Annotated in this window: 24 protein-coding genes; 20 read left to right on the forward strand and 4 right to left on the reverse strand. The window is 40.9% G+C overall.

Annotated elements, in window-relative coordinates; all coding sequences use genetic code 11:
* The first annotated feature begins 116 nt into the window (after positions 1-116).
* From serS to GKD17_RS13150, 4 genes are all read left to right on the forward strand, one after another.
* Positions 117-1391, forward strand: coding sequence for a serine--tRNA ligase (gene serS, locus GKD17_RS13135; protein WP_007833522.1), 1275 nt, complete (start codon positions 117-119; stop codon positions 1389-1391).
* A gap of 139 nt (positions 1392-1530) precedes the next feature.
* On the forward strand, positions 1531-2748 hold the full coding sequence (locus tag GKD17_RS13140) for an MFS transporter (RefSeq protein ID WP_007833521.1): 1218 nt from the start codon (positions 1531-1533) through the stop codon (positions 2746-2748).
* Positions 2749-2932: 184 nt separating this feature from the next.
* Entirely contained in the window at positions 2933-5230 is a 2298-nt protein-coding gene (locus GKD17_RS13145) for a bifunctional dihydroorotate dehydrogenase B NAD binding subunit/NADPH-dependent glutamate synthase (protein ID WP_007833519.1), read from the forward strand.
* Positions 5231-5635: 405 nt separating this feature from the next.
* Positions 5636-6406, forward strand: coding sequence for a DUF4858 domain-containing protein (locus GKD17_RS13150; protein WP_007833518.1), 771 nt, complete (start codon positions 5636-5638; stop codon positions 6404-6406).
* Here GKD17_RS13150 and GKD17_RS13155 read toward each other — a convergent pair.
* Entirely contained in the window at positions 6353-6727 is a 375-nt protein-coding gene (locus GKD17_RS13155) for a DMT family protein (protein ID WP_005851774.1), read from the reverse strand. The two genes, GKD17_RS13150 and GKD17_RS13155, sit on opposite strands and share 54 nt — an antisense overlap.
* Positions 6728-8050: 1323 nt before the next feature.
* Between GKD17_RS13155 and GKD17_RS13160 the strand changes: the two genes are divergently transcribed.
* A complete protein-coding gene (locus tag GKD17_RS13160) occupies positions 8051-8272 on the forward strand; it encodes a hypothetical protein (protein WP_007833513.1) in 222 nt (73 codons plus the stop codon).
* A gap of 172 nt (positions 8273-8444) precedes the next feature.
* Here the strand turns inward: GKD17_RS13160 and GKD17_RS13165 are convergent, their stop codons facing one another.
* Both GKD17_RS13165 and GKD17_RS13170 read right to left on the reverse strand, forming a co-directional pair.
* Positions 8445-8621, reverse strand: coding sequence for a hypothetical protein (locus GKD17_RS13165; RefSeq protein WP_007833511.1), 177 nt, complete (start codon positions 8619-8621; stop codon positions 8445-8447).
* 344 nt (positions 8622-8965) lie between these two features.
* The gene (locus GKD17_RS13170; protein ID WP_007833508.1) at positions 8966-9721 is read right to left on the reverse strand and encodes an ATP-binding protein; all 756 of its coding nucleotides are present in this window, start codon (positions 9719-9721) and stop codon (positions 8966-8968) included.
* Between the two features lie 142 nt (positions 9722-9863).
* On the opposite strand from GKD17_RS13170, the gene GKD17_RS13175 reads away from it, so the two are divergent.
* The 15 genes from GKD17_RS13175 to GKD17_RS13245 all read left to right on the forward strand — a co-directional run bounded on the left by GKD17_RS13175 (position 9864) and on the right by GKD17_RS13245 (position 23720).
* Complete coding sequence (locus GKD17_RS13175; RefSeq protein WP_007833507.1) at positions 9864-11273, forward strand: tetratricopeptide repeat protein; 1410 nt, start codon at positions 9864-9866, stop codon at positions 11271-11273.
* A 15-nt stretch (positions 11274-11288) separates the two neighbouring features.
* Complete coding sequence (locus GKD17_RS13180; RefSeq protein WP_007833506.1) at positions 11289-11759, forward strand: NfeD family protein; 471 nt, start codon at positions 11289-11291, stop codon at positions 11757-11759.
* A 145-nt stretch (positions 11760-11904) separates the two neighbouring features.
* Positions 11905-12903, forward strand: coding sequence for a flotillin-like protein FloA (gene floA, locus GKD17_RS13185; RefSeq protein ID WP_005839405.1), 999 nt, complete (start codon positions 11905-11907; stop codon positions 12901-12903).
* 192 nt (positions 12904-13095) lie between these two features.
* A complete protein-coding gene (locus GKD17_RS13190; RefSeq protein WP_007833504.1) occupies positions 13096-13974 on the forward strand; it encodes a nucleoside phosphorylase in 879 nt (292 codons plus the stop codon).
* A gap of 209 nt (positions 13975-14183) precedes the next feature.
* Positions 14184-14669 carry a GAF domain-containing protein gene (locus GKD17_RS13195; protein WP_007844402.1) on the forward strand — a complete coding sequence of 162 codons (486 nt, stop codon included), beginning with the start codon at positions 14184-14186 and terminating at the stop codon, positions 14667-14669.
* Positions 14670-14682: 13 nt separating this feature from the next.
* Positions 14683-16176, forward strand: a complete 1494-nt coding sequence (gene mnmE / locus GKD17_RS13200) for a tRNA uridine-5-carboxymethylaminomethyl(34) synthesis GTPase MnmE (protein ID WP_032934246.1) — start codon at positions 14683-14685, stop codon at positions 16174-16176.
* A gap of 260 nt (positions 16177-16436) precedes the next feature.
* Positions 16437-17315, forward strand: coding sequence for a helix-turn-helix domain-containing protein (locus tag GKD17_RS13205; RefSeq protein WP_032935839.1), 879 nt, complete (start codon positions 16437-16439; stop codon positions 17313-17315).
* Positions 17316-17441: 126 nt separating this feature from the next.
* A complete protein-coding gene (locus GKD17_RS13210; protein ID WP_032935836.1) occupies positions 17442-18557 on the forward strand; it encodes a tyrosine-type recombinase/integrase in 1116 nt (371 codons plus the stop codon).
* Positions 18558-18724: 167 nt separating this feature from the next.
* Positions 18725-19492: a hypothetical protein gene (locus GKD17_RS13215; RefSeq protein WP_007833496.1), complete on the forward strand. Its 768-nt coding sequence runs from the start codon at positions 18725-18727 to the stop codon at positions 19490-19492.
* A 99-nt stretch (positions 19493-19591) separates the two neighbouring features.
* Positions 19592-19966 (forward strand): helix-turn-helix domain-containing protein, encoded by a 375-nt coding sequence (locus GKD17_RS13220; protein ID WP_007833491.1) that lies wholly within the window; start codon positions 19592-19594, stop codon positions 19964-19966.
* Positions 19967-19969: 3 nt separating this feature from the next.
* On the forward strand, positions 19970-21040 hold the full coding sequence (locus GKD17_RS13225; protein ID WP_007833490.1) for an AAA family ATPase: 1071 nt from the start codon (positions 19970-19972) through the stop codon (positions 21038-21040).
* A gap of 312 nt (positions 21041-21352) precedes the next feature.
* Entirely contained in the window at positions 21353-21772 is a 420-nt protein-coding gene (locus GKD17_RS13230; RefSeq protein ID WP_007833489.1) for a plasmid mobilization protein, read from the forward strand.
* A complete protein-coding gene (locus GKD17_RS13235) occupies positions 21769-22983 on the forward strand; it encodes a relaxase family protein (RefSeq protein ID WP_007833488.1) in 1215 nt (404 codons plus the stop codon). Before GKD17_RS13230 ends, GKD17_RS13235 begins: the two co-directional genes overlap by 4 nt.
* A 4-nt stretch (positions 22984-22987) precedes the next feature.
* Positions 22988-23212, forward strand: a complete 225-nt coding sequence (locus GKD17_RS13240) for a hypothetical protein (RefSeq protein WP_007833487.1) — start codon at positions 22988-22990, stop codon at positions 23210-23212.
* A gap of 4 nt (positions 23213-23216) precedes the next feature.
* A complete protein-coding gene (locus GKD17_RS13245; RefSeq protein ID WP_235778223.1) occupies positions 23217-23720 on the forward strand; it encodes a hypothetical protein in 504 nt (167 codons plus the stop codon).
* 145 nt (positions 23721-23865) lie between these two features.
* Here the strand turns inward: GKD17_RS13245 and GKD17_RS13250 are convergent, their stop codons facing one another.
* Positions 23866-24564, reverse strand: a complete 699-nt coding sequence (locus GKD17_RS13250) for a hypothetical protein (protein WP_032935833.1) — start codon at positions 24562-24564, stop codon at positions 23866-23868.
* Positions 24565-24584 lie beyond the last annotated feature (20 nt).

A 24584-nucleotide genomic window follows, 5' to 3' on the forward strand; every position in this document is an offset into this window, starting at 1 on the left:
TCTTACTTTTCATTTTCTAATCTGGATACAAAAGTAACGAATAACTCATACACCTTACCATTTTTTTATCTATCTTTGTCCATTAATTCAAGAAATATCAAAAAGACTGAAAAGATATGCTTACCATTAAACAAATTACAGACAACACGGAAGAGGTAATCCGCGGACTGGAAAAGAAGCACTTTAAAGATGCAAAAGCAACGATAGAACAAGTGCTTGCATTCAATGACAAACGACGTAGCACACAGAATCAATTAGATAAAAACCTGGCAGAAGTGAACTCGCTCTCCAAATCTATCGGGCAACTGATGAAAGAAGGAAAGAAAGAAGATGCTGAAACCGCTAAAACACGTGTAGCCGAAATCAAAGAAACCAGCAAAGCTTTACAAGCAGAAATGGACAAAGCACAGGAAGACATGACCAACCTGCTTTACACCATTCCTAATGTTCCTTACGACAGTGTGCCCGAAGGTGTAAGCGCTGAAGACAATGTGGTGGAAAAAATGGGCGGTATGGAAACCGAACTCCCCAAGAATGCACTTCCTCATTGGGAACTTGCCAAAAAATACGACTTGATAGATTTTGACCTAGGCGTGAAAATCACAGGGGCAGGTTTTCCTGTATATAAAGGTAAAGGAGCACGTCTTCAACGCGCATTAATCAATTTCTTCCTGGATGAAGCCCGCGCTTCCGGTTACGAAGAAATCATGCCACCGACGGTAGTAAACACTGCATCAGGTTACGGAACAGGACAACTTCCCGACAAAGAAGGACAAATGTATCATTGCGAAGTAGATGATTTGTACTTAATTCCAACTGCAGAAGTTCCTGTAACCAATATTTATCGTGACGTGATTTTGGACGAAAAACAATTGCCTATCAAGAATTGTGCATACACTCAATGTTTCCGTCGTGAAGCCGGATCTTACGGCAAAGACGTACGTGGCTTGAACCGTTTGCACGAATTCTCAAAAGTAGAACTGGTACGCATTGACAAACCCGAACATTCCAAACAGTCACATCAGGAAATGTTGGACCATGTAGAAGGTCTATTGAAGAAATTAGAGCTCCCCTATCGCATTCTCCGCCTTTGTGGTGGTGATATGAGTTTTACAGCTGCACTTTGCTTTGACTTTGAGGTTTACTCGGAAGCACAACAACGTTGGCTGGAAGTAAGTTCTGTATCCAATTTCGATACGTATCAGGCTAATCGCCTGAAATGCCGTTACCGTTCTGCCGAAAAGAAAACAGAATTATGCCATACTTTGAACGGTTCCGCACTAGCTTTGCCGCGTATTGTTGCAGCCTTATTAGAAAATAACCAGACTCCGGAAGGTATCCGCATCCCTAAAGCATTAGTTCCTTATTGCGGATTCGAGATGATTGACTAATAACAGCTAATTACATATATTGAATGTCATTCTGAGTATTGTTCAGAATCCGATCTTTCCCGACAGATTCTGTCTTGTATGCAGAATGACATTCTTTTTTATTATTTCAACCTGATTACTAACCATTTAACCTATTATTATGAATACTTCACAGAAAAATTTCATGGTACCTCTTGCCTTTGTAGGCATGATGTTTTTTGCAATTGGTTTTGCATTGGGCATTAACTCTTTCCTGATGCCGGTATTAGAACGGTCAATGGAAATGTCGGCTTCAGAATCCAATCTTCTGCTTGCCGCCACGTTTGTTCCATTCCTAATTTTTGGCATACCGGCCACCAAATGTATTGAAGCCATCGGTTACAAAAAAACAATGGCTCTTTCATTCATCATTTTCGCTATCGCTTTTGGACTATTCATCCAAGCAGCTGCTACAGAATCTATTGTATGGTTTCTTTTCGCCTCATTCATCTGTGGTGCCGCCAATGCAGTACTCCAAGCTTCAGTAAATCCATATGTAACTATTCTTGGACCTATAGAGTCTGCCGCAAAACGTATTTCCATCATGGGTATTTGCAACAAACTGGCTTGGCCTGCTACTACTCTTTTTATTACCTTAGTAATCGGCAAAACCATAGACCAAATTAAAATGGAGGATTTGTTCCAGCCATTTGGTATCATTATCGGTATTTTCGTTGTATTAGGCATTATCGCCTTAATGGCTCCGTTGCCTGAAGTAAAAGCTGCCGGAGAGGATGCCACCACAGATGCGGAAGAAGCGGTTGCCTGTCCTTATGCAGAAGGTAAAACTTCTATCATGCAATTTCCTCACTTGCTATTAGGAGTAATTGCTCTTTTCCTTTATGTAGGTGTGGAAACCATAGCCTTGGCAACTGCAACCGGATATGCCAAAGCATTGGAGCTGCCGGGTGACAATTACGGATTTATCCCTTCCATCGGTATGGTAGTAGGATACATTTGCGGCGCAACCTTAATCCCTAAATATCTGAGCCAGGCTACCGCAATGAAAATATGTGCCATCATAGCCATCATTGGTTCTGCACTAGTAGCGACCATGCCGGCTGAAATTTCAGTCTACTGCATATTCTTTATGGCATTAGGATGCTCATTAATGTGGCCCGCATTATGGCCTCTCGCAATGGCGGATCTCGGCAAATTCACCAAAGCCGGCTCTTCATTGCTAACCATGGCCATTGCCGGTGGAGCGGTTATGCCATGGGTGCGCGGTATAGTTCAAGATGCAACTAGTTTCCAGACCTCCTATTGGATCTGTGTTCCCTGTTTCCTTTTCATTCTATATTATGGAATGATAGGATATAAAATCAGAACAAAGAAATAATCCTTTTTTCACATTAAAAACGAACTGCCGGCAAAATCAAAAACAGATTTATCATGATAGGCTCCAGCCGCCCCTCACAAAAGGGCGGCTTTTCTTTTGTCTTTAAAAAATATAATCCTACCTTTGCATAAATTATCAATTTGACAATCAACTCAGAAAAATAACTAACTTACAGTATAGCAAAATGAATAAGATTATTTCAAAAGAACATTTCTCGGAAAAGGTCTTTAAATTGGTTATAGAAGCACCTCTGATTGCTAAGTCGCGTAAGGCCGGACATTTCGTAATTGTTCGTGTCGGTGAAAAAGGAGAACGTATGCCACTTACTATCGCCGGTGCCGATCCCGTAAAAGGTACCATCACACTAGTAGTACAGGAAGTTGGTCTTTCTTCTACACGACTTTGTGAATTGAACGAAGGAGATTATATTACAGATGTTGTTGGTCCGCTGGGTAAAGCCACCCACATTGAAAATTTCGGAACTGTAGTCTGTGCCGGAGGAGGAGTAGGCGTTGCTCCGATGCTTCCTATCGTACAGGCTTTGAAAGCTGCCGGCAACCGTGTAATTACCGTATTGGCCGGACGTACCAAAGAATTAATTATCCTTGAGAAAGAAATGCGTGAAAGTTCTGATGAAGTAATCATTATGACAGACGACGGCTCATACGGGCATAAAGGATTAGTGACTGAAGGTGTGGAGGAAGTAATCAAACGTGAAACAGTAAACAAATGTTTCGCCATCGGTCCTGCCATCATGATGAAATTCGTTTGCCTGCTGACTAAAAAATATGAAATTCCCACAGACGTTTCTCTGAACACCATTATGGTGGATGGAACCGGCATGTGTGGTGCCTGCCGTATCACTGTAGGAGGCAAAACACGTTTTGTTTGTGTTGACGGTCCGGAATTCGACGGCCATCAAGTAGATTTTGACGAAATGCTGAAACGCATGGGAGCTTTCAAAGATATTGAAAAAGAAGAAATTCACAAACTAGACACCGAAAAGCCGATGACTTGTGAAGCGACTAAAGAACTGGACGGCCGGGATGCCGAATGGCGTGCAAGCTTACGTAAAGCCATGAAGCCTAAAGAACGAATGGCTATTCCCCGTGTAAAAATGAACGAACTGGATGCAGAATACCGTTCACATAGCCGTAAGGAAGAAGTCAATCTAGGTTTGAATGAAGAGCAAGCTATAACGGAAGCAAAACGTTGTTTGGACTGCCCCAACCCTACTTGTATGAACGGATGCCCCGTAGGAATCAATATCCCGAAATTCATCAAAAATATAGAACGCGGTGAATTCCTTGAAGCTGCCAAAACCTTAAAAGCAACCAGTGCATTACCTGCTGTCTGCGGGCGTGTATGTCCTCAAGAAAAACAGTGTGAATCACAATGCACTCATCTGAAAGCCGGACACGAAGCCGTTGCCATAGGCTATTTGGAACGTTTTGCTGCTGATTACGAACGTGAAAGCGGTCAAATATCCGTACCGGAAGTAGCGGAAAAGAACAATATAAAAGTAGCTGTTATCGGTTCAGGTCCTGCCGGACTCTCATTTGCCGGAGATATGGCTAAACAGGGATACGATGTCACTGTATTCGAAGCTTTACATGAAATAGGGGGCGTATTAAAATATGGTATCCCCGAATTCCGCCTACCAAATAAGATTGTAGATGTAGAAATTGACAATTTATCCAAGATGGGTGTCAAATTCATGAAGGACTGCATCGTAGGAAAGACAATCAGTGTGGAAGACTTGGAAGCAGAAGATTTCAAAGGTATATTTGTAGCATCAGGTGCCGGGCTCCCCAACTTCATGAATATCCCGGGTGAAAATTCTATCAATATCATGTCTTCCAACGAATATCTGACCCGTGTAAATCTAATGGATGCAGCCAGCGAGGATTCGGATACTCCTGTAACATTCGGCAAACGCGTAGCAGTAATCGGCGGTGGTAACACAGCTATGGACTCTGTCCGCACAGCACGCCGCTTAGGAGCAGAACGCGCAATGATTATTTATCGCCGTTCGGAAGAAGAAATGCCTGCCCGTCTGGAGGAAGTGAAACATGCTAAAGAAGAAGGTGTGGAATTTCTGACCCTGCATAACCCCATAGAATATATTGCCGATGAAAAGGGGCGTGTAAAACAAGTAGTTTTACAGAAAATGGAATTAGGCGAACCAGATGCCTCCGGCCGTCGCAGTCCGATAGCTATTCCAGGAGCAACAGAAACCATTGACATCGATATGGCAATAGTCAGCGTAGGCGTCTCCCCTAACCCGATTGTCCCCAGTTCCATCCCGAGATTGGAATTGGGACGCAAAGGAACAATTGCCGTAAATGAAAATATGCAATCGTCAATCCCGACTATTTATGCCGGTGGTGATATTGTGCGTGGTGGAGCTACAGTTATCCTTGCAATGGGTGACGGACGTAAAGCAGCTGCTTCCATGCATGCACAACTCTCCTCCAAATAATATTATCATTTTCACTAATTTAGCCCGTTATTAAAAATACGGGCTATTTTTATTCTATACCGAAATAAATCACACGGACAGAATGGAACCAATAACCCATATAGACCTATATCGCCTATCTGACCAATGTACTGACATCAATTGAAATACATACCATGAATATGAACTCTGTCACTATATCTGGAGATAAAATACAAAACTTTATTACCAAATATTGAGGTAACTATCTAAATGTCTATATGAAGTGTGCTCCATAACAACAAAAGAGGTGTAAACGAATCCTTTTATTAACCAAATAAAATTTAAAGTATTCACATTATAAACAATTAATAACTCAAATTTAACCAGCATTAAACTCACTCCAGATTACTTTTGTTACCAATTATAATCATAAAGAAAAAACGAATGACCCAGAGGGTAAATTTTAGCATATTATTCTGCACTATCAGTATACTGACAGCACAAGCACAATGGAACAAACAGGACTCGATTCGTTTACAGGAGCTATTGAATGGAGATGGAGAACTAAAAATTAACACAGAAGCCGTAAAGTCTATCCATTTCGACTTTAAATCGGACAAAGACAATATAAAAGGTACTCCATTCATGTCCGAAGACAAACCGTGGATGAAGTTTCTGAAAGACTTGCCTAAAAACTTCGGCGACACAACCAAATGGGTACGCCCTAACTTTGTGCGTCTTACTCCCTACACTCCTTACACCACATGGCATGAAGATCCGGTTAATGATCCCATTTTCTTGAAAAGAAAAGACTCTCTGACAATGTCATGGAAACTAAATATCAAACTGATTCCCGGTTTGCGAAACGGCTATGTAATATTACCTGCCGGCATGGATCAAACGGTAACTCCCAGTAATAACCCATTAATAGGAGGACTGGATGCCGACAATTTTCTGTATGAATCTTTAACCAAACGAGGACGTGCCATCCGACGTAATCGTAATCGTGCCAAAGGTTGGAAAATCTATCAAAGTTACGTACCAACCCGACAGGATTCTATCTTGTTTCCTAGAATCAGCAAAGTATCTGAACAAGATTCATTGCCCAAACAAGACACTTTGCTTATCAAAAAGGATTCAGCAATTATTAACCAAAACTCATTACTTCTTAAAGACAAAATAAACGGCAAGGACCAGACAAAGAAAAGCCGCTAAATGATTCCACTTCAGTTCTGTTTTAAATGCCCAAACAGAAAATAATGTAAATACAGCCAATGTGATAACTTCTTGAATCACCTTGAGTTGCATAATATCAAACGGTCCTCCACTATCTTTAAACCCAAGACGATTGGCAGGAACCTGAAGACAATATTCAAAAAAAGCAATTGCCCAACTAAATGCAATCACACCAATCAACGGAAGGGCTGCAAACCAACTAAACTCTTGTCGCATTTTTAAATGACCATACCAAGCAAACGTCATAAAGACATTTGAAAAAATCAGCAATATTACTGAATAAATACCATGAGACAACATATATTTTAATCTATTTTTTATCCGGAAACAATCTGCCTATAATATCCATTACGCTTTTAACAATTGCATATCAACAAGCATTTTTGGAGTGCAAAGATAATGGAAATAATCGAATTAAGAATAATACAATGAGTTATTGCCGTAACAAACATGTTTTATTTCCAATGAACAAAAAAGCAACCAACTCCACTCTTTCAATCTGCTATTTGTTAAGAAAAAAGTTTGTTTGCTAAACCATGTTATAACAAGCGTTTTTTTATTTCTAAAATTTGGAACTATCTCAAGAATACGTACCTTTGCATTGTGTTTTTCATAGTATTAGATTTAAGGTTAACAAAAGATTGGCTGTCTGGGAAGATAGCCTTTTTTATTTTCTCCTTGCCTAGTCCCCCAAATAGTGTTACAGCTAAAAATGCAACAAAATGAAAAAGGCAGAAACAAAGAAGAATCACTTGTAAAAATAGGGGGAGTATAACAGGACAATGTTTTTCCCACATCAGAAAACATGTTTTTTACACGTACGCCCCATATAGTTATACGTACGTACAAACTCATGCGGACGTATATGAAATCTTATATGTCCAGAATAAAATTCCACATCAAAGATAAGGACGTTTTTTAAAAAGATCAAGAGCTTTTCAAAAAAGATAACCGCCTTTTAAAAAAAGAAAAGGAGCTTTTACCGAAACGTCTTGATCTTTTTTACCGTTACCAAGACTTTGTAAGCCATTATTCTATGGAAGTACAAACCCCTTATGCACACTTCTTGCGAGAAAAAAGCCTGAAAACACCCTACTTCCTATCAAGCCTGGAATAGCCTATAAAAAATAGATATAACTGAGGACAAGCATGTTACACGAAAATATGTTTCAGAACGTTATGAGAGCATGAGAGCATAAGTGAGAACAAATATTTTTACCATCTGCATATAAGTTGTTTATAATTAGCCTGTTATACATGCAGTGATGGCATGAGGACATAAACACCCGAACTTCCTAATAAGTACGTCAAGAACATTTCCGGAAGTTATCAGAGAACAAAACGATCCTTTAAGAACCAAAATCCTCCCCACAATTTTGCAAATAAACCTCAAACAGACCGAAAGAATTGCTTTTTAAAAAACTTATTTTTCAATTGAAAGGACAGAGGAGCACTCTTTACAAGGCAAAGTTGTTTAAAAAGAAAGATAAAGAGTTGCTCGCAAATCAGGTTTTTCTAGCTTGCTCAAGAACTTTCTATTTATCATAAACTTCAAACTTTATTAAATCATTAAACCATTTCTACCCATATTTGTCATTTAGTAAACAATAAATAGATTAGATTATGGAAAAAATTATTGAGAGAAATGTCCCTATCGCAGAAGAGAATGTAACATTGTCAGGACAACCGGCAACGAATATGTTCGAAGACTGGGGTGAAGACATAACTGAAACAGATCTTTTGCATGAAGAAAAAGATAAAGGATTCTCCCCCAAAAAGAATCCCCAAAAACTGATGAAAGAAATGGATCAAATAGTGCAGGATGACATTAAAAACATTCATTAATAACCATTCATCCAATCCCCTTTATTATTTTACATTTGTCCTAGACTTGTATACGAAAATCACTTGACGAAAAGAGTATAAGGACAACTGAATACAAATAAATTGGAAACAGCTGCCATAAAAAACAGTTGTTTCCAATTTCAATTATGAACAAAATCTCTATGACGACAAATTAATTAAGATAACAACACAAGTCTTGATGCCATCCTATTGGAGCGTTATTCACCTCAGTAGGGGTGAAATGATTTATCGCAATCACATTCCTCACCCCACGTACTATATCTTTTGTAAACAACGCTGCAAGTCCTAATCCCATTCCCCATACTAACACAATAAAAAACTTTCTCATATCCTAATATATTTAAATGGTTATTCTTATGATAAAGAGAAAACAATTCCTATGCCAAAACCAGACTAGTATTGATTATCAATCAAATACATTAAGAACAAACTATTTTCAAAGAAAAAGGTCCACATTTTCATTGTAGAATATTTCTACACTTTCCCCAACAAATCAGACATGTGCATCACCTTGTATCCGGCACAACAAACAACAGGAAGGATACCTTTGTAACATTCTTCCCCATCTAAATACATTGATAATATTGATAGTTGGTTAGCTGCACACAAGTACAAACAACTAACTATAAGCAGTCTCGTTATAATCCCCCAACAACAAAACAGCCATATCAACTATAAATCGTGTTCATTCATCCCAGGCAACAGTTCTTCCTGAATATTTGTCATGCTTCTCCACAAACTATACCGTGCTTCAGGATTCATTTTTTCTAGAGAATATAAAACATCTTTCATATTTGAACGATTCGACAAACTTTCATAAGGACAATTTTTGATCTGTTTACGAAAACCGAGGATACGTGCCATTTCAATTAAATCCGCTTCATGTACCAAGCACATAGGACGAATAATTGTCATCTCAAATTTACGCATCACTAATTTAGGAGGCATCGTACTGAACGCTCCCTGAAAAGTAATATTCATCAACAAAGTTTCCAAGATATCATCCATATGATGTCCTAAAGCAATCTTATTGCACCCCTGCTCCTTTGCCACCGTGAACAAAGCTTTTCTCCGATTCCAAGAACAAAGGAAACAGGGAGACTTCCGAGTATCGGTACTCAGATCAAAAAAAGTTTCATAATGCACAAACGGCACCCCTAAATCCTCTGAGTAGCCTTTCAGATATTCCAAATCAGATTGATAAGGAATATTTGTCATGCCTACATGCACAGCTATCACTGCAAATTTCGGTTTCAAAATACGTGAACGCCTTGCCAATAACTCCAATAGAGCCAAAGAATCCTTTCCACCAGAAAGAGCTATCAAAATTTTATCACCATCCTCAATCAAGCGATACTTTACCACCCCCTTGTTAAAGCGTTGCTCCAACCTTCGCATTATTTTCTCGTCTTCCGTAAATTGTGCCATACATCTTCTTTAAAAATAGGGCACAAAAGTACATGAAAAGAATGATTTATGGAAGATTTAACAAAATAGAATTATTAAAGCATGAGAATTCCAATTAATCTTTGTATTTTTGAATCTAAATAATACGGATTATAAACTAACTATGTACAAAAAATATATCATTGGTTTATTTACTTTATGCTGCGCAGGCAACACTGCGGCACAAAGCTTGGCACAAGCCAAACAACTTTTCCTGAACGGAGAATTTGAACAAGCCAAACCAGCTTTCCAAAAGCTGGTAAAGCAAGCCCCTTCTAATGCCAATTATAATTATTGGTATGGCGCATGTTGTTATGAAACAGGAGAAAAAAAAGAAGCACAGCCCTACCTTGAAAAAAGCGCCGCCCGCAAAGTCATTGACGCATACCGCTATTTAGGGAAACTATATTATGATATCTATCGGTTTGACGATGCCGTAGATAACTACGAACAACACATAGAATGGTTGGAAAAGAAAAAACGCCCTACCGAAATGGCTGAAGCAGAGCTGGAACAAATAAAGCAAGCAGCCCGTATGATAAAAGGAGTGGAAAACATTACTGTAATAGATAGTTTTGTAGTCGATAAAAATGATTTTCTGAAAGCATATAAAATCAGTAGAGAATCGGGAGCACTCTATCACGATCCTACCATATCTGGGACTGTCTATCAAACCGAAATGGGCAATAAAGTACTTTACGGGAACAAAAGCACAGACGGCAAAATGCAACTCTACTCCCGTATCCGTCTGTTGGACGGCTGGAGCGAGCCCGAACCCCTCATGTCCCTTAATGAACAGGGAAATGTAAACTATCCCTTCTTAATGTCAGATGGCATTACTTTATATTATGCATCGGATGGAGAAGGCTCTTTGGGGGGGTACGATATTTTTGTAACTCGCTATGATTCGGAAAATGGCAATTATCTTCGTCCCGATAATATAGGAATGCCATTTAACTCTCCCGCCAATGACTATATGTATGCCATTGATGAATTCAACAATATTGGCTGGTTTGCTTCAGACCGCTATCAGCCTGATAACAAAGTCTGTATCTATGTGTTTGTACCGAACTCTTCAAAAGAAGTATACAATTACGAAAGTACAGACGAACAGATCATTATAAATGCAGCCAGCCTACATTCTATCCGTACCACCTGGAAAGATGAAGAGAAAGTACGAACCGGCAAGCAACGCCTAGCGGCAATAATGTATGCCAAAGAATCCGGAGAACAACAAAAAGACTTCACCTTGATAATAGATGACTCTGCTGTTTACCATACATTGAACGACTTCCGCTCTGCCGAAGCACGTAAACTTTATCAGCAAAGAATACAAAAGCAGAAGGATTATGACAACCTGAAGAAAAATCTGGATGACAAACGCGAACAATATGCCCAAGGGAACAGTGCACGAAAGAAGAATTTGACACCCGCCATTTTGGAATTGGAAAAACGTACTGAACAACTTCTGAAAGAAATGGCCCAACTGGATATCAGCGTCCGCAACGAAGAAATAAAGAAGTTGAAACACTAATACAAAAAGATATTTATGGAAGTATTTATTATCATAGCGCTCATCTTGGCAGGAGTACTTCTCTTTATTGTAGAGGTTTTCCTTATTCCCGGCATCAGTATAGCCGGAATAGCATCGGCCATCTGCCTGCTATATGCCAACTATTACGCTTTCGACACATTAGGACCGATAGCAGGATTCATTACTTTGATAGCATCCGTCCTAAGTTGCATAGCCATTATCATCTGGTTTATGCACTCAAAAACCATGGACAAGCTTTCTTTGAAGAAAACACTGGATTATAAAATCGATCCCCTAAAAGGAACCCATATCCGCATCGGAGACAAAGGCATAGCAATAACCCGCCTTGCACTGATAGGCAATGCAAACTTTAATGGACACATCATCGAAGTGCGCTCTGCCGATGGCTTGATTGATGAGAATACCCCCATTTATGTAGAAAGAATGGTTGAAGGAACGGTGATTGTACGCAAATTCAACCTATGATAGAAAAATGACTTACAAATACGATTTTATCAAATTTCTTGATTGACATTCTCATTCAAGTATATTTTAGACAATAGTGAAAACAGCAGAGATTCGATGTGGAGCTGTTCAAATATAAATATTTACTTTTAAACAATTGATTATTATGATCGAACCCAACTATCTTCCTTTCATCCTTATAGGAGGTGGAATTATTTTCGTGGTACTATTCTTTCATTATGTACCATTTTTCCTCTGGCTGTCTGCCAAAGTTTCGGGAGTACGCATTTCATTGGTGCAATTATTCTTAATGCGCATCCGTAATGTTCCTCCTTATGTCATTGTCCCAGCAATGATTGAAGCACATAAAGCTGGCTTAAGTAACATAACCCGAGATGAATTGGAAGCTCATTATATGGCAGGCGGGCATGTAGAAAAAGTAGTACACGCACTAGTATCCGCATCCAAAGCCAACATCGAACTGTCTTTCCAAATGGCAACTGGTATTGACCTAGCCGGCCGTGACGTATTCGAAGCCGTGCAAATGTCAGTAAACCCTAAGGTTATTGACACTCCTCCCGTTACTGCTGTAGCCAAAGACGGCATACAGCTTATAGCTAAAGCTCGTGTCACTGTACGCGCCAATATCCGCCAATTAGTAGGAGGTGCCGGAGAAGACACGATTCTAGCACGTGTTGGTGAAGGTATCGTGTCCTCTATCGGATCGTCCGAAAATCACAAATCCGTATTGGAAAATCCTGATTCTATCTCTAAATTAGTACTCCGCAAGGGCTTAGATGCCGGTACGGCCTTCGAAATCCTGTCTATTGATATAGCTGATATTGATATAGGCAGAAATATTGGAGCTGCTTTACAAATAGACCAGGCCAATGCCGACAAGAATATTGCACAAGCCAAAGCAGAAGAACGCCGTGCGATGGCCGTCGCTTTGGAACAGGAAATGAAAGCCAAAGCAGAAGAGGCCCGTGCGAATGTAATTCAGGCAGAGGCCGAAGTGCCCAAGGCCATGGCGGAAGCATTTCGTAGTGGCAACCTAGGCATTATGGACTATTACCGCATGAAGAATATACAAGCAGATACCTCCATGCGTGAAAATATTGCAAAACCCGAAACAACTTTCGGTAATGAACCATTAAGCAAATAAAACTAGTATTCAACGATTAATGTATTTTTCTTGGATGCGAATGAAACTGTTTTTCTCTTTATCATGCTAATATCAATGAAAGTTTATAAATCCGTGGCATCTACATCTAAGAAATAATCTGTTTGTATACCCATTAAAAAGACAAGAAATATAACATCAATTATACAGACCATTAACCACAAAAAAAAGATTATGAAAAAATATTATGCAGAATCTGAGTTGATTATCAATCCCGACGGCTCTATTTTTCACCTTCATATCAAACCGGAACAGCTGGCAAATAAAATAATTCTAGTAGGTGACCCTGGGCGTGTAGCATTAGTAGCTTCTCATTTCGAAACTAAAGAATGTGAAATAGAAAGCCGTGAATTCAAGACCATTACCGGTACTTATAAAGGGAAACGTCTCACCGTAGTTTCCACCGGTATAGGTTGTGACAATATAGACATTGTGATGAATGAATTAGATGCTTTGGCCAATATTAATTTCAATACCCGTTATGAAAAAGACCACTTACGCCAATTGGAATTAGTACGTATCGGTACATGTGGCGGATTACAGCCTTATACTCCCGTTGGCACCTATATTTGTTCTGAAAAGTCTATCGGTTTTGATGGACTACTCAATTTCTACGCCGGACGCAATGAGGTTTGCGATCTGAAATTCGAACAAGCTTTTATAAATTACATGGGTTGGGAAGGTAATGTATGCATCGCCCACCCATACGTCATTGATGCCGACCGGGAATTAATAGACCGCATCGCGCAAAATGATATGGTCCGTGGCATAACTATCGCCGCAGGAGGTTTCTTTGGCCCGCAAGGACGAGAACTCCGTATTCCACTGGCCGATCCTGAACAGAATGAAAAGATTGAGAAATTTGAATACAATGACTATCGCATCACTAACTTTGAAATGGAAAGTTCCGCCCTTGCCGGATTAGCACGCCTGATGGGACACAAAGCCATGACTGTATGTATGGTAATTGCCAACCGACTAATAAAGGAAGCCAATACCGGCTATAAAAACTCTATTGATGGTTTGATAGAAAAAGTCTTGGAAAGAATATAATTCCCAATTTAGTTGTCTATATAATATGGATAAAATTCACCGGATCATCTATCAATACTTATTCTTATTATCATCGAGAAGAAGATTGGCATAAACAGATTTTTTACAGAATAAGCCAACTCTTTTTACCTAACAGGGGACATCGCTTCATAGAAGACCATTTTTTGTAAAAAAACAACAAGATGTCCCCTCATAAAACAAATAAAAATATGGAAACCAGTTTCAAACAAACAACTAGTAATAAAGTAGAACGTTACCGTCTTTTCCTCCCTCAGTTTGAACTTTTAATATCAGATGAAAAAGAAGAAATAAGTGTTTTGGCCAATACTGCCGCTGCTCTTCGGGAAGCCTTCGGCTTTTTTTGGGTAGGTTTCTATCTGGTTAAAGACGGCCAACTTATTTTAGGACCTTTTCAGGGAAGCACCGCCTGTTATCGCATCCATAAAGGAAAGGGAGTATGTGGAACCTCATGGTCAGAAGCTCGAACCTTGATAGTGCCCAATGTAGAACAATTCCCCGGACATATAGCCTGCAGTTCTCTTTCCCGCTCCGAAATTGTTGTTCCTATTCTTGCTAATGGACAAGTAAAGGGAGTATTGGATATTGACAGTAATCTATTAAACTCTTTTGATGAAACAGACCGCCGTTATTTAGAAGAAGTAACAGCCATCGTAGCTAAAACATTATATTATTAACCAAATGAAAATGATAAACCAAGATACAATCTGCGCCATTGCCACCGCCCAGGGAGGAGCCATCGGAATAATTCGTGTATCTGGCCCAAAAGCGATTGAAATAACGTCACGCATATTTACACCCGCCACAGGCAAGCCACTGACAGAACGAGCACCATATACTCTTACTTTCGGAAAGATTTGTTCCCCAAAGCGAAAAATTAATAATACACTTTTCCAAAAAACGAGTGAAATTCCGCAAGAAAAAAGTGAAACGTTACAAAAAAAAGAATCAATTATACCTTCTGCAGAAGAAGTAATAGACGAAGTTTTAATTTCTTTGTTCCGTGCCCCTCATTCTTATACCGGTGAAGACAGTACGGAAATCATGTGTCATGGTTCATCCTATATCCTGCAGCAAGTTATACAACTCCTGATCTATAATGGATGTCGTGCCGCTCTACCAGGTGAATACACCCAACGTGCTTTTCTAAACGGAAAAATGGACTTGAGCCAAGCCGAAGCTGTGGCCGATCTGATAGCCTCATCGTCTGCCGCCACCCATCGCCTAGCCATGAGCCAAATGCGTGGAGGATTCAGTAAAGAACTTTCTAACCTGCGTAACCAATTGCTTCATTTCACTTCGTTAATGGAATTAGAACTGGATTTCAGTGATCATGAAGAACTAGAATTCGCCAATCGTGACGAACTGAGCAGTCTAGCTACCCATATCGAACAAGTTATTGCCCAGCTAGCTCATTCTTTCAGTGTAGGAAACGCAATCAAGAATGGCATTCCTGTAGCAATTATCGGAGAGACGAATGCTGGAAAATCCACCTTACTGAATGCGTTGCTGAATGAGGAAAAAGCCATTGTCAGTGATATCCATGGAACGACCCGTGACGTAATAGAGGATACGATCAATTTACAAGGTGTCACATTCCGATTTATTGATACAGCTGGAATCCGCCAAACGAACGATACAATAGAAAATCTAGGGATAGAACGTACTTTCCAAAAGATGGACCAAGCATATGTCATTTTATGGATGATAGACTCTACAGATGCCCAAAGACGGTTCGAAGAATTAAAAGCCGAAATTCTTCCACACTGCGAAGGGAAAAAGATGATTATTTTATTTAATAAGTCAGATCTGTTACTAGCAATACAAAAAGAAGAGTTGTCAGCTATATTTGCTGACATGAAAGTGGAAAAACTATTTATCTCAGCAAAGAAAAGGGAAAATATAACGATCCTGGAAAAAAAGTTAGTACAGGCAGCCGCCTTACCAGAAATCAACCAAAACGATATTATCATTACAAATGTACGCCATTACGAAGCATTAACACGAGCATTGGATTCTATTCATAGAGTACAGGAAGGATTGCAATTGGGATTATCAGGAGATTTGGTAAGTGAGGATTTAAGACAATGTATCCACGAACTAAGTGAGATTGTTGCAGAAGGAGGTATAACCTCGGAAGAAACATTGCAAAATATATTTCAAAACTTTTGCATCGGCAAGTGATGGCTTGGAAACAGCCATAAGTAACCATAACCATTTAGAATAAAGTCGCTGTATTTCAGCGACTTTTCTATTTTAACACTTTCCAGTCCGTATTTGGAGGTAACGGATTTTATCCATATTTTTCTATCATATTTCTACCGCAACGGAAATTCACGGTTAGCCCGAATGTCACAGTGACGCATTAGTTGACGTGTGTTGACAGTGGTTTACATGTGTTGACAAAAAGGGAAATTAAAAAACGTAGAAAATGACTCGAAAATATGGAAGTAAAAAGAATTTGTCAATGGTGCGGAAAACCGTTCATCGCACAGAAAACAACGACTTGCTATTGTAGCCCTCAATGCTCGAAGCGAGGTTACAAACATCGTATCAAAGAGCGCAAAATGGAATTGCGCCACATGCAGGAAATGCAGGAGTTGCGCTCCAGTTTGGAGAAACAGGAGTATTTCACTTTCTCTCAGGCAGCCCGATTGATGGGAGTAAGCCGTCAATACATTTATAAGTTAGTTAAAGAGGACAAACTTAGGGCATCCCGAATTAGCGGAAGGATGTCATTGGTAAGGCGTGCCGATATTGAACTAATGCTCAAAAGTAAACCATACGAGAGGTTAGTAGCTAAAAACGATTTCGACATCTCCGAATATTATACTGCCGAAGAGATTGCAGAGAAATACAAGGTCAATGCCAAATGGGTATGGACTTACACACGGCAGCACAAAGTGCCAAAGGTGAGAATACGCCAGTTCAATTATTACAGCAAGAAGCATATCGATGCCGCCTTTGCCAAATACGAGGTGGATTCCGACCTGACCGAATGGTACACTCCCGAAGAGATTCAAGAAAAGTACGGCATGACACGTGTCGCCATCCGTTCACAAGTGTACCGGAATAATATTCCATCCAAGAAAGAGCACGGTCAGATATACTACTCCAAACTGCATTTCGACCTGTCGAAGACATCGGAACAAGAAAGTAAGGCTGAATACTACACCGTCAAGGAGGCGATGGAAAAATTCAAGCTGTCCCGAGACTCGGTTTACGGCATTCTGCAATTCCACCAAATCAACCGGGAGAAGAACGGACGGTTCGTCAGGTTCTTGAAAGTAGAGTTTGACCGGGTGATGGGTGTCCGTAAATAACCCTATTGGCAGCTATTTTATGGCTATCCGCAAATTATTCTAAAATTAATATCTGCTGAAAATCATCTGCATGACTACATGATAGAGTTTTGCCAGCGAATTAGTAATAATCAAAAATATACCACTATGCATGAATGCAAAACAGTAACATTAAGGACACGTCCGCTAAAAGGCAGGATGTTGTCTTTTTATCTGGATTATTATCCGGGGTATCGAGACAAGGAAACGATGAAAGTTATCCGTCATGAATCGCTTGGCATTTATATCTACGCCAATCCGAAAAACAAGCGTGAACAGAGTTTCAACGAAGCGATGACCGAGAAAGCCGAGGCTATTCGTTGCCGCCGCTTTGAATCTGTCGTTAATGAACGGTATGATTTCTTCGACAAGTACAAACTCAAAGCGGATTTCTTGGAATACTACCGCAAGCAACTCCGCAAACACGACCAGAAATGGGAGTTCGTCTATCTCCATTTCAGCAACTTCGTACATGGCAAATGTACTTTTGAGGAGATTGACATCGACCTATGTAACAAGTTTCGGGAATACCTGTTGAGTGCCAAGAAACTAAGGCGCAACGGACGTATCACACGAAACTCCGCATCGGGATATTGGTCCACTTTCAGAGGATTCTTGAAAATACTCTATCGCAATGGGATGATAAAGACCAATGTCAATGATTTCTTGGAAAAGATTGAGACAGAAGACACCATGAAAGAGGCCTTGTCCGTCGAAGAGTTATACCAGTTAGCAGAAACGCCGTGTAAAAAGCCTATCGTGAAAATCGCATCGCTGTTTTCCTGTATGACCAGCTTGCGCATCAGTGATATTCTCGCCCTATGTTGGGAAGACATCGTAGATTATTCTGCCGGAGGGAAATGCGTACATATCATTACGCAGAAGAACAAAACGGAAGACATCATTCCCATCAGCGAGGAGGCGTTAGGGCTGATAGGATACAGTTCCGAGAAGAAAGGTCTGGTGTTCAAGGGGCTTATGCGCAGTTGGACACAAGCACCCATGAAAGAGTGGATTCGTTCTGCCGGAATAACCAAAAACATAACATTCCATTCATATCGGAGAACATTCACAACCCTTCAGGGGGCTGCCGGTACAGACGTCCGTACCATACAAAGCATAATGGCACACAAAAGCATTACCACGACTATGCGTTACATGAAAGTCGTGGACAGTAACAAGCGTGAAGCCAGCAATAAAATCACTTTGATAAGGAAAGACTGACAACGGTTTTTCTCCCCATTTATACGGATATAGTATGATTTTTAGTCCTAAATCATACTATATCCGTTATTTTTCATCAAAATTGAATGATTTATCATCACCAATTGTAAGTGTCTGGAATACGGCACATAACTTTGCCGCATAATCATTCCAAACATTTACAGTATATGACAAATAAAACTCAAATTCGTACTAAAAGGATAAGTTTCGTTCTTGCGTTGTCGGTAATCACCTATACAGCGACAGACACTTATCTTTCCGCTTATCACGACATCGATGTCATGAAGATAATGACTCCAGTAATACTCGAACTTGTGACAACAATTTTATTATGCGGTCTGTTACAACGATCTTTCTATAAATGGATAACGAAGTATTCAATCAATTTGCCTTTTGCCCGGCAATCTCCAATCGTTCTTGAATCCGACACCGAGATAAAAGCCGATTGTACAACTGAAATTCAAGTTATTGAACAGCCATCTATTTTAGACAATTACGATGCGATGTTGGAGAACCTCAAAAAGAAAGAGGCCGAAAGACAAGTGAAAATCATGGATGCCATTCGTGAATATGTGACAATCAAAACTGCCCCTTATCTCTCTAAGGAAGCTATTGCCACACTGATTGCCAATATTGAATATATGGCTTGTGACCACCCCGATTTATATAAGCCGATTCGCTCCAATATAGACAATCCGCTGAGGTCGCCGGGGCTCCGCCATCTGGCATGGAATGTCGGAGAACGCTTGAATGTGCCTTTGGTAAAAAGAGCGGAATTCATAAAGGCTTCGTTTCCACATGAACTCGTAAATGCCACTCATGAATACCTCAGACTTAATTTACGGGACACTGTTACAAGCCAAATTCCCATTGACGTACCTGACAAGGGAGATTTTCGCTTCCATCTGGACACAGACAATAACGACTCACAATAAAAAACGTATGCAGACGGAATAATTAATCTGGTCTGTATTGTTCTGCAAGATTTCATTGAGTTGGTTCGCAGCATGTTGAACGATTAAAAGAGTTTTAATATGGAAAAAGACCAACTGACTTTCAATGACCTGCCGACTGTGGTAGGAGAACTGTGCAACCGAATCGCAAGTATGGAAAATCTTCTGACGGAGAAACTTTCCCGGCAGAACGAAGTCAAAGAGAATACGCACGTTCCGATGACCGTGCAGGAGGCTTGCGCTTATCTGAAAATGCCGTTATCGACCTTTTACTACAAGGTAAAAAAGGACGATATTCCGGTTATAAAGCAAGACAAGCATCTATACATCTATCGGGATGAATTGGACAAATGGCTTGAATCTTCACGAAAGACTCCGGCTCCGCAAAGTTTCGAGGACGAGAATGAAGCCATGCTCGCTTCCCATCGCCGTAAACCGAACCCTAAAAACTGGTAGGCTATGGAAAAGACAGACAATCCAATTCTTTCCATCGAGGAACTGGCAATATGCATGGAGGAGTCTGCCGTGAGCGTAACAAGTGCATACGGGCACTCCCCTGTGGTGCTGATGGTAGATGATGCAACAATCGGAATATTGGGCAACTTCAGTGCTTCCATCGGAAAGGCTAAAAGCAAGAAAACGTTCAATGTCTCGGCCATTGTCGCATCGGCATTGACCAACAGCACCATTCTTCATTATCGGTCTATATTCCCCGAGGACAAACGAAAGGTGTTATACATTGACACGGAACAAGGGCGGTATCATTGTCAGAACGTGTTAAAGCGCATTTTACGTTTGGCGAACTTGCCGGAAGACAAAGAGCCGGACAATCTGGTTATGCTGGCTCTGCGTAAGTATTCCCCTAAAATGCGCTTGGCAATAGTCGAACACGCCATCGGCACAATTCCCGATTTGGGATTGGTGATCATAGATGGCATTCGGGATTTCCTTTATGATATCAATTCTCCCGGAGAATCCACCGATATTATTTCAAGACTCATGCAGTGGACGGATGACAGGCAGATTCATATCCATACCATCCTCCACCAGAACAAGAATGATGAAAACGCACGTGGACACATCGGCACGGAACTCAACAACAAGGCGGAAACCATCATGCAGGTGGAAGTGGACAAAGATGATAAGACCATAAGCGTGGTTGAAGCTGTACATATCCGTGACCGGGAATTTGAACCGTTCGCTTTCCGCATCAACGAAGATGCCTTGCCCGAACTGGTGGAATCCTACCTGCCCAAAGCAAAGGTTGTCGGCCGACCAGCCAAAGAACCGTTCGATCCGTACAAGGAGATTTCGGAGAGTGTACATCGGGCTGCGTTGGATGCCGTTTTTACCGATGGTAATATCAGCAGTTATGACGGATATCTGGAGCGGCTGAAAAAAGGATATGGATTGCAGGGCGTAAAACTCGGTCACAACAAGGCGGTCAAAGTCGCCACCTTTCTAGGCAACAAACGGATGGTGATAAAGGACGGTAAGGAGTATCGTTTCAACCCGGACTATCATTATTGAGATTGGCTTTACTTTATTGTCGGGGCGTACATATAGGAATAAAGCAAAGTAGTCAGGAGTGCAGCATGAGGTATTCATTCTCTCCCCTCTTTTAGAGGAAAATATCAATTGCTGTTTCCGATCCGTCTGCCGATTCCGTGTGTACACCCGACATGGCTTGTCAAGCAGCATCAACAGGTATCTGTTGCAAGATATGCCAAGGTATAACCTCACTGCGTTGCGGTTGTACATTGGCGCTCTTGCCTGCTCTGATACTTCGCCGGTGCGGTACTCGCAAGCTCGCACCTATTCACTATTATAAAAATAATTCGCATGAAAGAAAATATTGAAAATTCATCGACAACCACCAGTGAGACAAGAAGCGTCTTTATCGGAGCGAAAGTCACTCCTAGTCAAAAGGAGTATATAAAATCACAGGCTGTGCAATGCGGTATGACGGTAAGCGATTACTTGCTTGCCCGTGCATACAATTATCACCCCAAAGCAAGGCTTACGAAAGAGGAAGCGGCACTGTTGCAGAATCTGGACGATTGCCGGTCTGACCTTGTAAAATACACCTCTGCACTTCACGGAATGTCCACAAAGCAACGCATGGCAATGTTCAATCAGATTCCGTTCATGGTCGGTTGGCTCAAAGAACTTGGCAATGTAGCCGAAAGCGTCTGCCAATTTCTGAATACCGTAAAAGAACAGAATAAGATTCCGTCCAACGATAAATCAGAAGAAATATGATTGCAAAAGCGAAAGCAATATCGCACGGCATAAACGCCATCCGTTACATTACCGGCGAATCACAGCACAAAAAGCACCCGGAAAAAATCCATCGGATATTGGACAATCTGCTGCCATCGCAACCGGACGCTATGGGTATATGGAACTCCATGCAACTGACCTTATCACGCTTCCGGCCGATAAAGAACTCAGTCATCAGAATTGAGCTAAGTCCATCCGCTGAACATACCCGGTTCTTTGACACAGAAGACTGGCAACAACTCTGGCAGGATTTCGTTGCGGAGTTTGACAAACAAGTGATTATCGGCAAGGATGGAAAAGTCCGCTCTTGTCTGACCCATTTGGCTAACAGCAAATATACGGTTTGGCTACATACAGAATCCGAAGGCGGTGTTCCACATCTTCATGCTGCGGTTTGCCGTATAGATGAAGACGGCAATATCAACAACGATCATAACATTCATCTTCGTGCGCAACGTGCAGCCGAGCGAGTGGCAAAAAAACGAGGTTGGACAACGGCAGCACAAGTCAGAAATTCCAATATTCACCAAGTGAATCGTGACTGCATGAATGCACTGAAATCAATGCAATCATGGTCATGGGAAGAGTATAAAGATTCCCTTATACAGAAAGGTTATACGGTACATGAAAGAAAAGACGGAAACGGTATTCTCCGAGGTTATGCACTTGTGAATGGGAACACCAAATACAAGGCTTCTGAATTGGGAGTAGCCCGTAACCTGATGATTTCGAAACTTCCTAAAACATGGGCGAAATTGCATTATCAGTCAAGAGTTGACACTTTTAGCAATAAGCCTAAGGAAACTAAAACAGAGCAAACACCTAAACCATCGGTGTATGCTAATTATACCCAATATAATACTTACCGTCCGGGAATGGTTTCTTATACGCTTAATCATGAAAATCAGGAACATCATTTCTATATTCCAGAAAGAGTGCTTGACTGTTTCAATGACGAATTTGATTACAGAATTGTCGCCAACAGTCAGGAACTTACCGATATGGCAGTAGCTATTTTTGTCGGACTACTTGAAACGCCAAATGTTGCAACCGGAGGCGGTGGTGGAGGTCCCCAAAGCGATTTACCGTGGAGAGATAAAGACGAAGACGATTTGCAATGGGCTCGCAGATGCGCCCGTGCTGCCAGTCGCTTATTGGGAAAGAAACTGAAAAACGGATTAAAACGATAAGCGCATGAAAAAGGAATTTGATTCTTCCGCAGAAATGAATGAAGCGGAATCCATAAAATCCAATCCCAAGAATGAATATATAGAGGAAGAAAATCGGCTACTCAGTTTGAATATAAAAGAACTTGCCAGCCTGAACGACAATGTACATGAAATGAGTGTAAATCTTGAAAAATCTCTAACGCTGCGATTTTATTACGCGGCAATCGCAGTATGGCAACAAGACCCGTAACTGTTTGTTCAGATTGACAGACTTTTTCACACTATTTTATTACAAGTTCATAGAACCCAACAATACGAAAGACGAAAGATGGTGGAGCAATAATATCGACTCACGCAGTGTTCTATCGTGGATGGGACTTAGTTTTGAGCTGGTCTGTTTGAGTCACCACAAACAGATTAAAATCGCATTGAGAATTGCAGGAGTAGGAACATCTGTTTCCACATGGAGAAGCAAGACCGATTCCGAAAACGGGATTCCGGGGTTTCAAATCGACTTGATTATCGAACGTGCCGACCGCATAATCCACTTGTGCGAAATGAAATTCAGTACTGACCTGTACGGCATCACCGACAGTTATGAGTCGAAACTCAGAGAACGTACCGGACTGTTATGCTTGGCGACAAAGAATAAGAAAGCACTTGTAATTACATTCGTTACGACATACGGCATGGTGAATGGCAAGCATAAGAGTATCGTTCATAGCGAAGTCAAGATGGACGACCTTTTCAATTCTTGAAACGGATATTCAAACCGTCCTTTCCTCTTTCTTGCTTTTTCACAGCCAAATATTCCAATCTAATTAGTTTCATAAGGCATGGAAAAGCACTATGTATGGTTTGACCAAACACAGTGCTTTTTCCATTTTGCGGGAGATTATCGCTTTATAATACCAATTCCTTGATGATTCTTTTTATTCCGCAGATGACCGATGTTTTGTTGTTTCTGACGGCAGAAAGTGCCGATGAAAGATTGGAAGCAGTAATGAATCGTGCGCCATCTTTGGATTGCAGGAACCGCCCTTTGTCGAGGACAGACTGCCAACGGGATTGAATGAAGGAGTTTTCGAGTAGCGCATCAAAAAGGATAACTACATGACGAAGATTATTCACCCGGATATGAAAGCCCTTCTTGCAGGAAAAGAGAGCTTCCATATCCTCGGTGCAAACTTCTGAAACGCAAAACAGATGATAAGTATTGGCACAAGACACAATACCTGTCATCTGTTCTTGGGTGAAGTTGCAGTCGAAAGAAAGCAGCGGAGCTTTTATAAAGCCATCGGTATGATGCTTGGTAGATACCGGCAACGGTTCCGAGCGGTCATACCTCCTTTGCAACTCCATACATTTCTCAAAGGAGAAGTCGGATGCTGCAAAAAGAGGCTGGACAAGGTGGGTGCATTCGGTCAGCAGTCCCTTGACGATGTGGATGTTCATCTCGTGGCAGTTCCGGCAAATTGCACTGTTGCAGTTGATGTACCGGTGACTGTTTATGAAGTCATCCACATAGCGACTATACCGCTTGCCATCCACAATCACATCCTGAAGATAGAGTTCTCTCGCTTCGGAAAGTAATTCAAACAATTCCTCTGCTACATCCTGCT

Origin of the sequence: Phocaeicola dorei (assembly GCF_013009555.1) — a bacterium.
Lineage (GTDB): Bacteria > Bacteroidota > Bacteroidia > Bacteroidales > Bacteroidaceae > Phocaeicola > Phocaeicola dorei.

Coding starts and splice junctions, on each gene's coding strand:
- serS (WP_007833522.1), top strand. CDS start 117: ATGCTTACCATTAAACAAATTACAGACAACACGGAAGAGGTAATCCGC.
- GKD17_RS13140 (WP_007833521.1), top strand. CDS start 1,531: ATGAATACTTCACAGAAAAATTTCATGGTACCTCTTGCCTTTGTAGGC.
- GKD17_RS13145 (WP_007833519.1), top strand. CDS start 2,933: ATGAATAAGATTATTTCAAAAGAACATTTCTCGGAAAAGGTCTTTAAA.
- GKD17_RS13150 (WP_007833518.1), top strand. CDS start 5,636: ATGACCCAGAGGGTAAATTTTAGCATATTATTCTGCACTATCAGTATA.
- GKD17_RS13155 (WP_005851774.1), bottom strand. CDS start 6,727: ATGTTGTCTCATGGTATTTATTCAGTAATATTGCTGATTTTTTCAAAT.
- GKD17_RS13160 (WP_007833513.1), top strand. CDS start 8,051: ATGGAAAAAATTATTGAGAGAAATGTCCCTATCGCAGAAGAGAATGTA.
- GKD17_RS13165 (WP_007833511.1), bottom strand. CDS start 8,621: ATGAGAAAGTTTTTTATTGTGTTAGTATGGGGAATGGGATTAGGACTT.
- GKD17_RS13170 (WP_007833508.1), bottom strand. CDS start 9,721: ATGGCACAATTTACGGAAGACGAGAAAATAATGCGAAGGTTGGAGCAA.
- GKD17_RS13175 (WP_007833507.1), top strand. CDS start 9,864: ATGTACAAAAAATATATCATTGGTTTATTTACTTTATGCTGCGCAGGC.
- GKD17_RS13180 (WP_007833506.1), top strand. CDS start 11,289: ATGGAAGTATTTATTATCATAGCGCTCATCTTGGCAGGAGTACTTCTC.
- floA (WP_005839405.1), top strand. CDS start 11,905: ATGATCGAACCCAACTATCTTCCTTTCATCCTTATAGGAGGTGGAATT.
- GKD17_RS13190 (WP_007833504.1), top strand. CDS start 13,096: ATGAAAAAATATTATGCAGAATCTGAGTTGATTATCAATCCCGACGGC.
- GKD17_RS13195 (WP_007844402.1), top strand. CDS start 14,184: ATGGAAACCAGTTTCAAACAAACAACTAGTAATAAAGTAGAACGTTAC.
- GKD17_RS13205 (WP_032935839.1), top strand. CDS start 16,437: ATGGAAGTAAAAAGAATTTGTCAATGGTGCGGAAAACCGTTCATCGCA.
- GKD17_RS13210 (WP_032935836.1), top strand. CDS start 17,442: ATGCATGAATGCAAAACAGTAACATTAAGGACACGTCCGCTAAAAGGC.
- GKD17_RS13215 (WP_007833496.1), top strand. CDS start 18,725: ATGACAAATAAAACTCAAATTCGTACTAAAAGGATAAGTTTCGTTCTT.
- GKD17_RS13220 (WP_007833491.1), top strand. CDS start 19,592: ATGGAAAAAGACCAACTGACTTTCAATGACCTGCCGACTGTGGTAGGA.
- GKD17_RS13225 (WP_007833490.1), top strand. CDS start 19,970: ATGGAAAAGACAGACAATCCAATTCTTTCCATCGAGGAACTGGCAATA.
- GKD17_RS13230 (WP_007833489.1), top strand. CDS start 21,353: ATGAAAGAAAATATTGAAAATTCATCGACAACCACCAGTGAGACAAGA.
- GKD17_RS13235 (WP_007833488.1), top strand. CDS start 21,769: ATGATTGCAAAAGCGAAAGCAATATCGCACGGCATAAACGCCATCCGT.
- GKD17_RS13240 (WP_007833487.1), top strand. CDS start 22,988: ATGAAAAAGGAATTTGATTCTTCCGCAGAAATGAATGAAGCGGAATCC.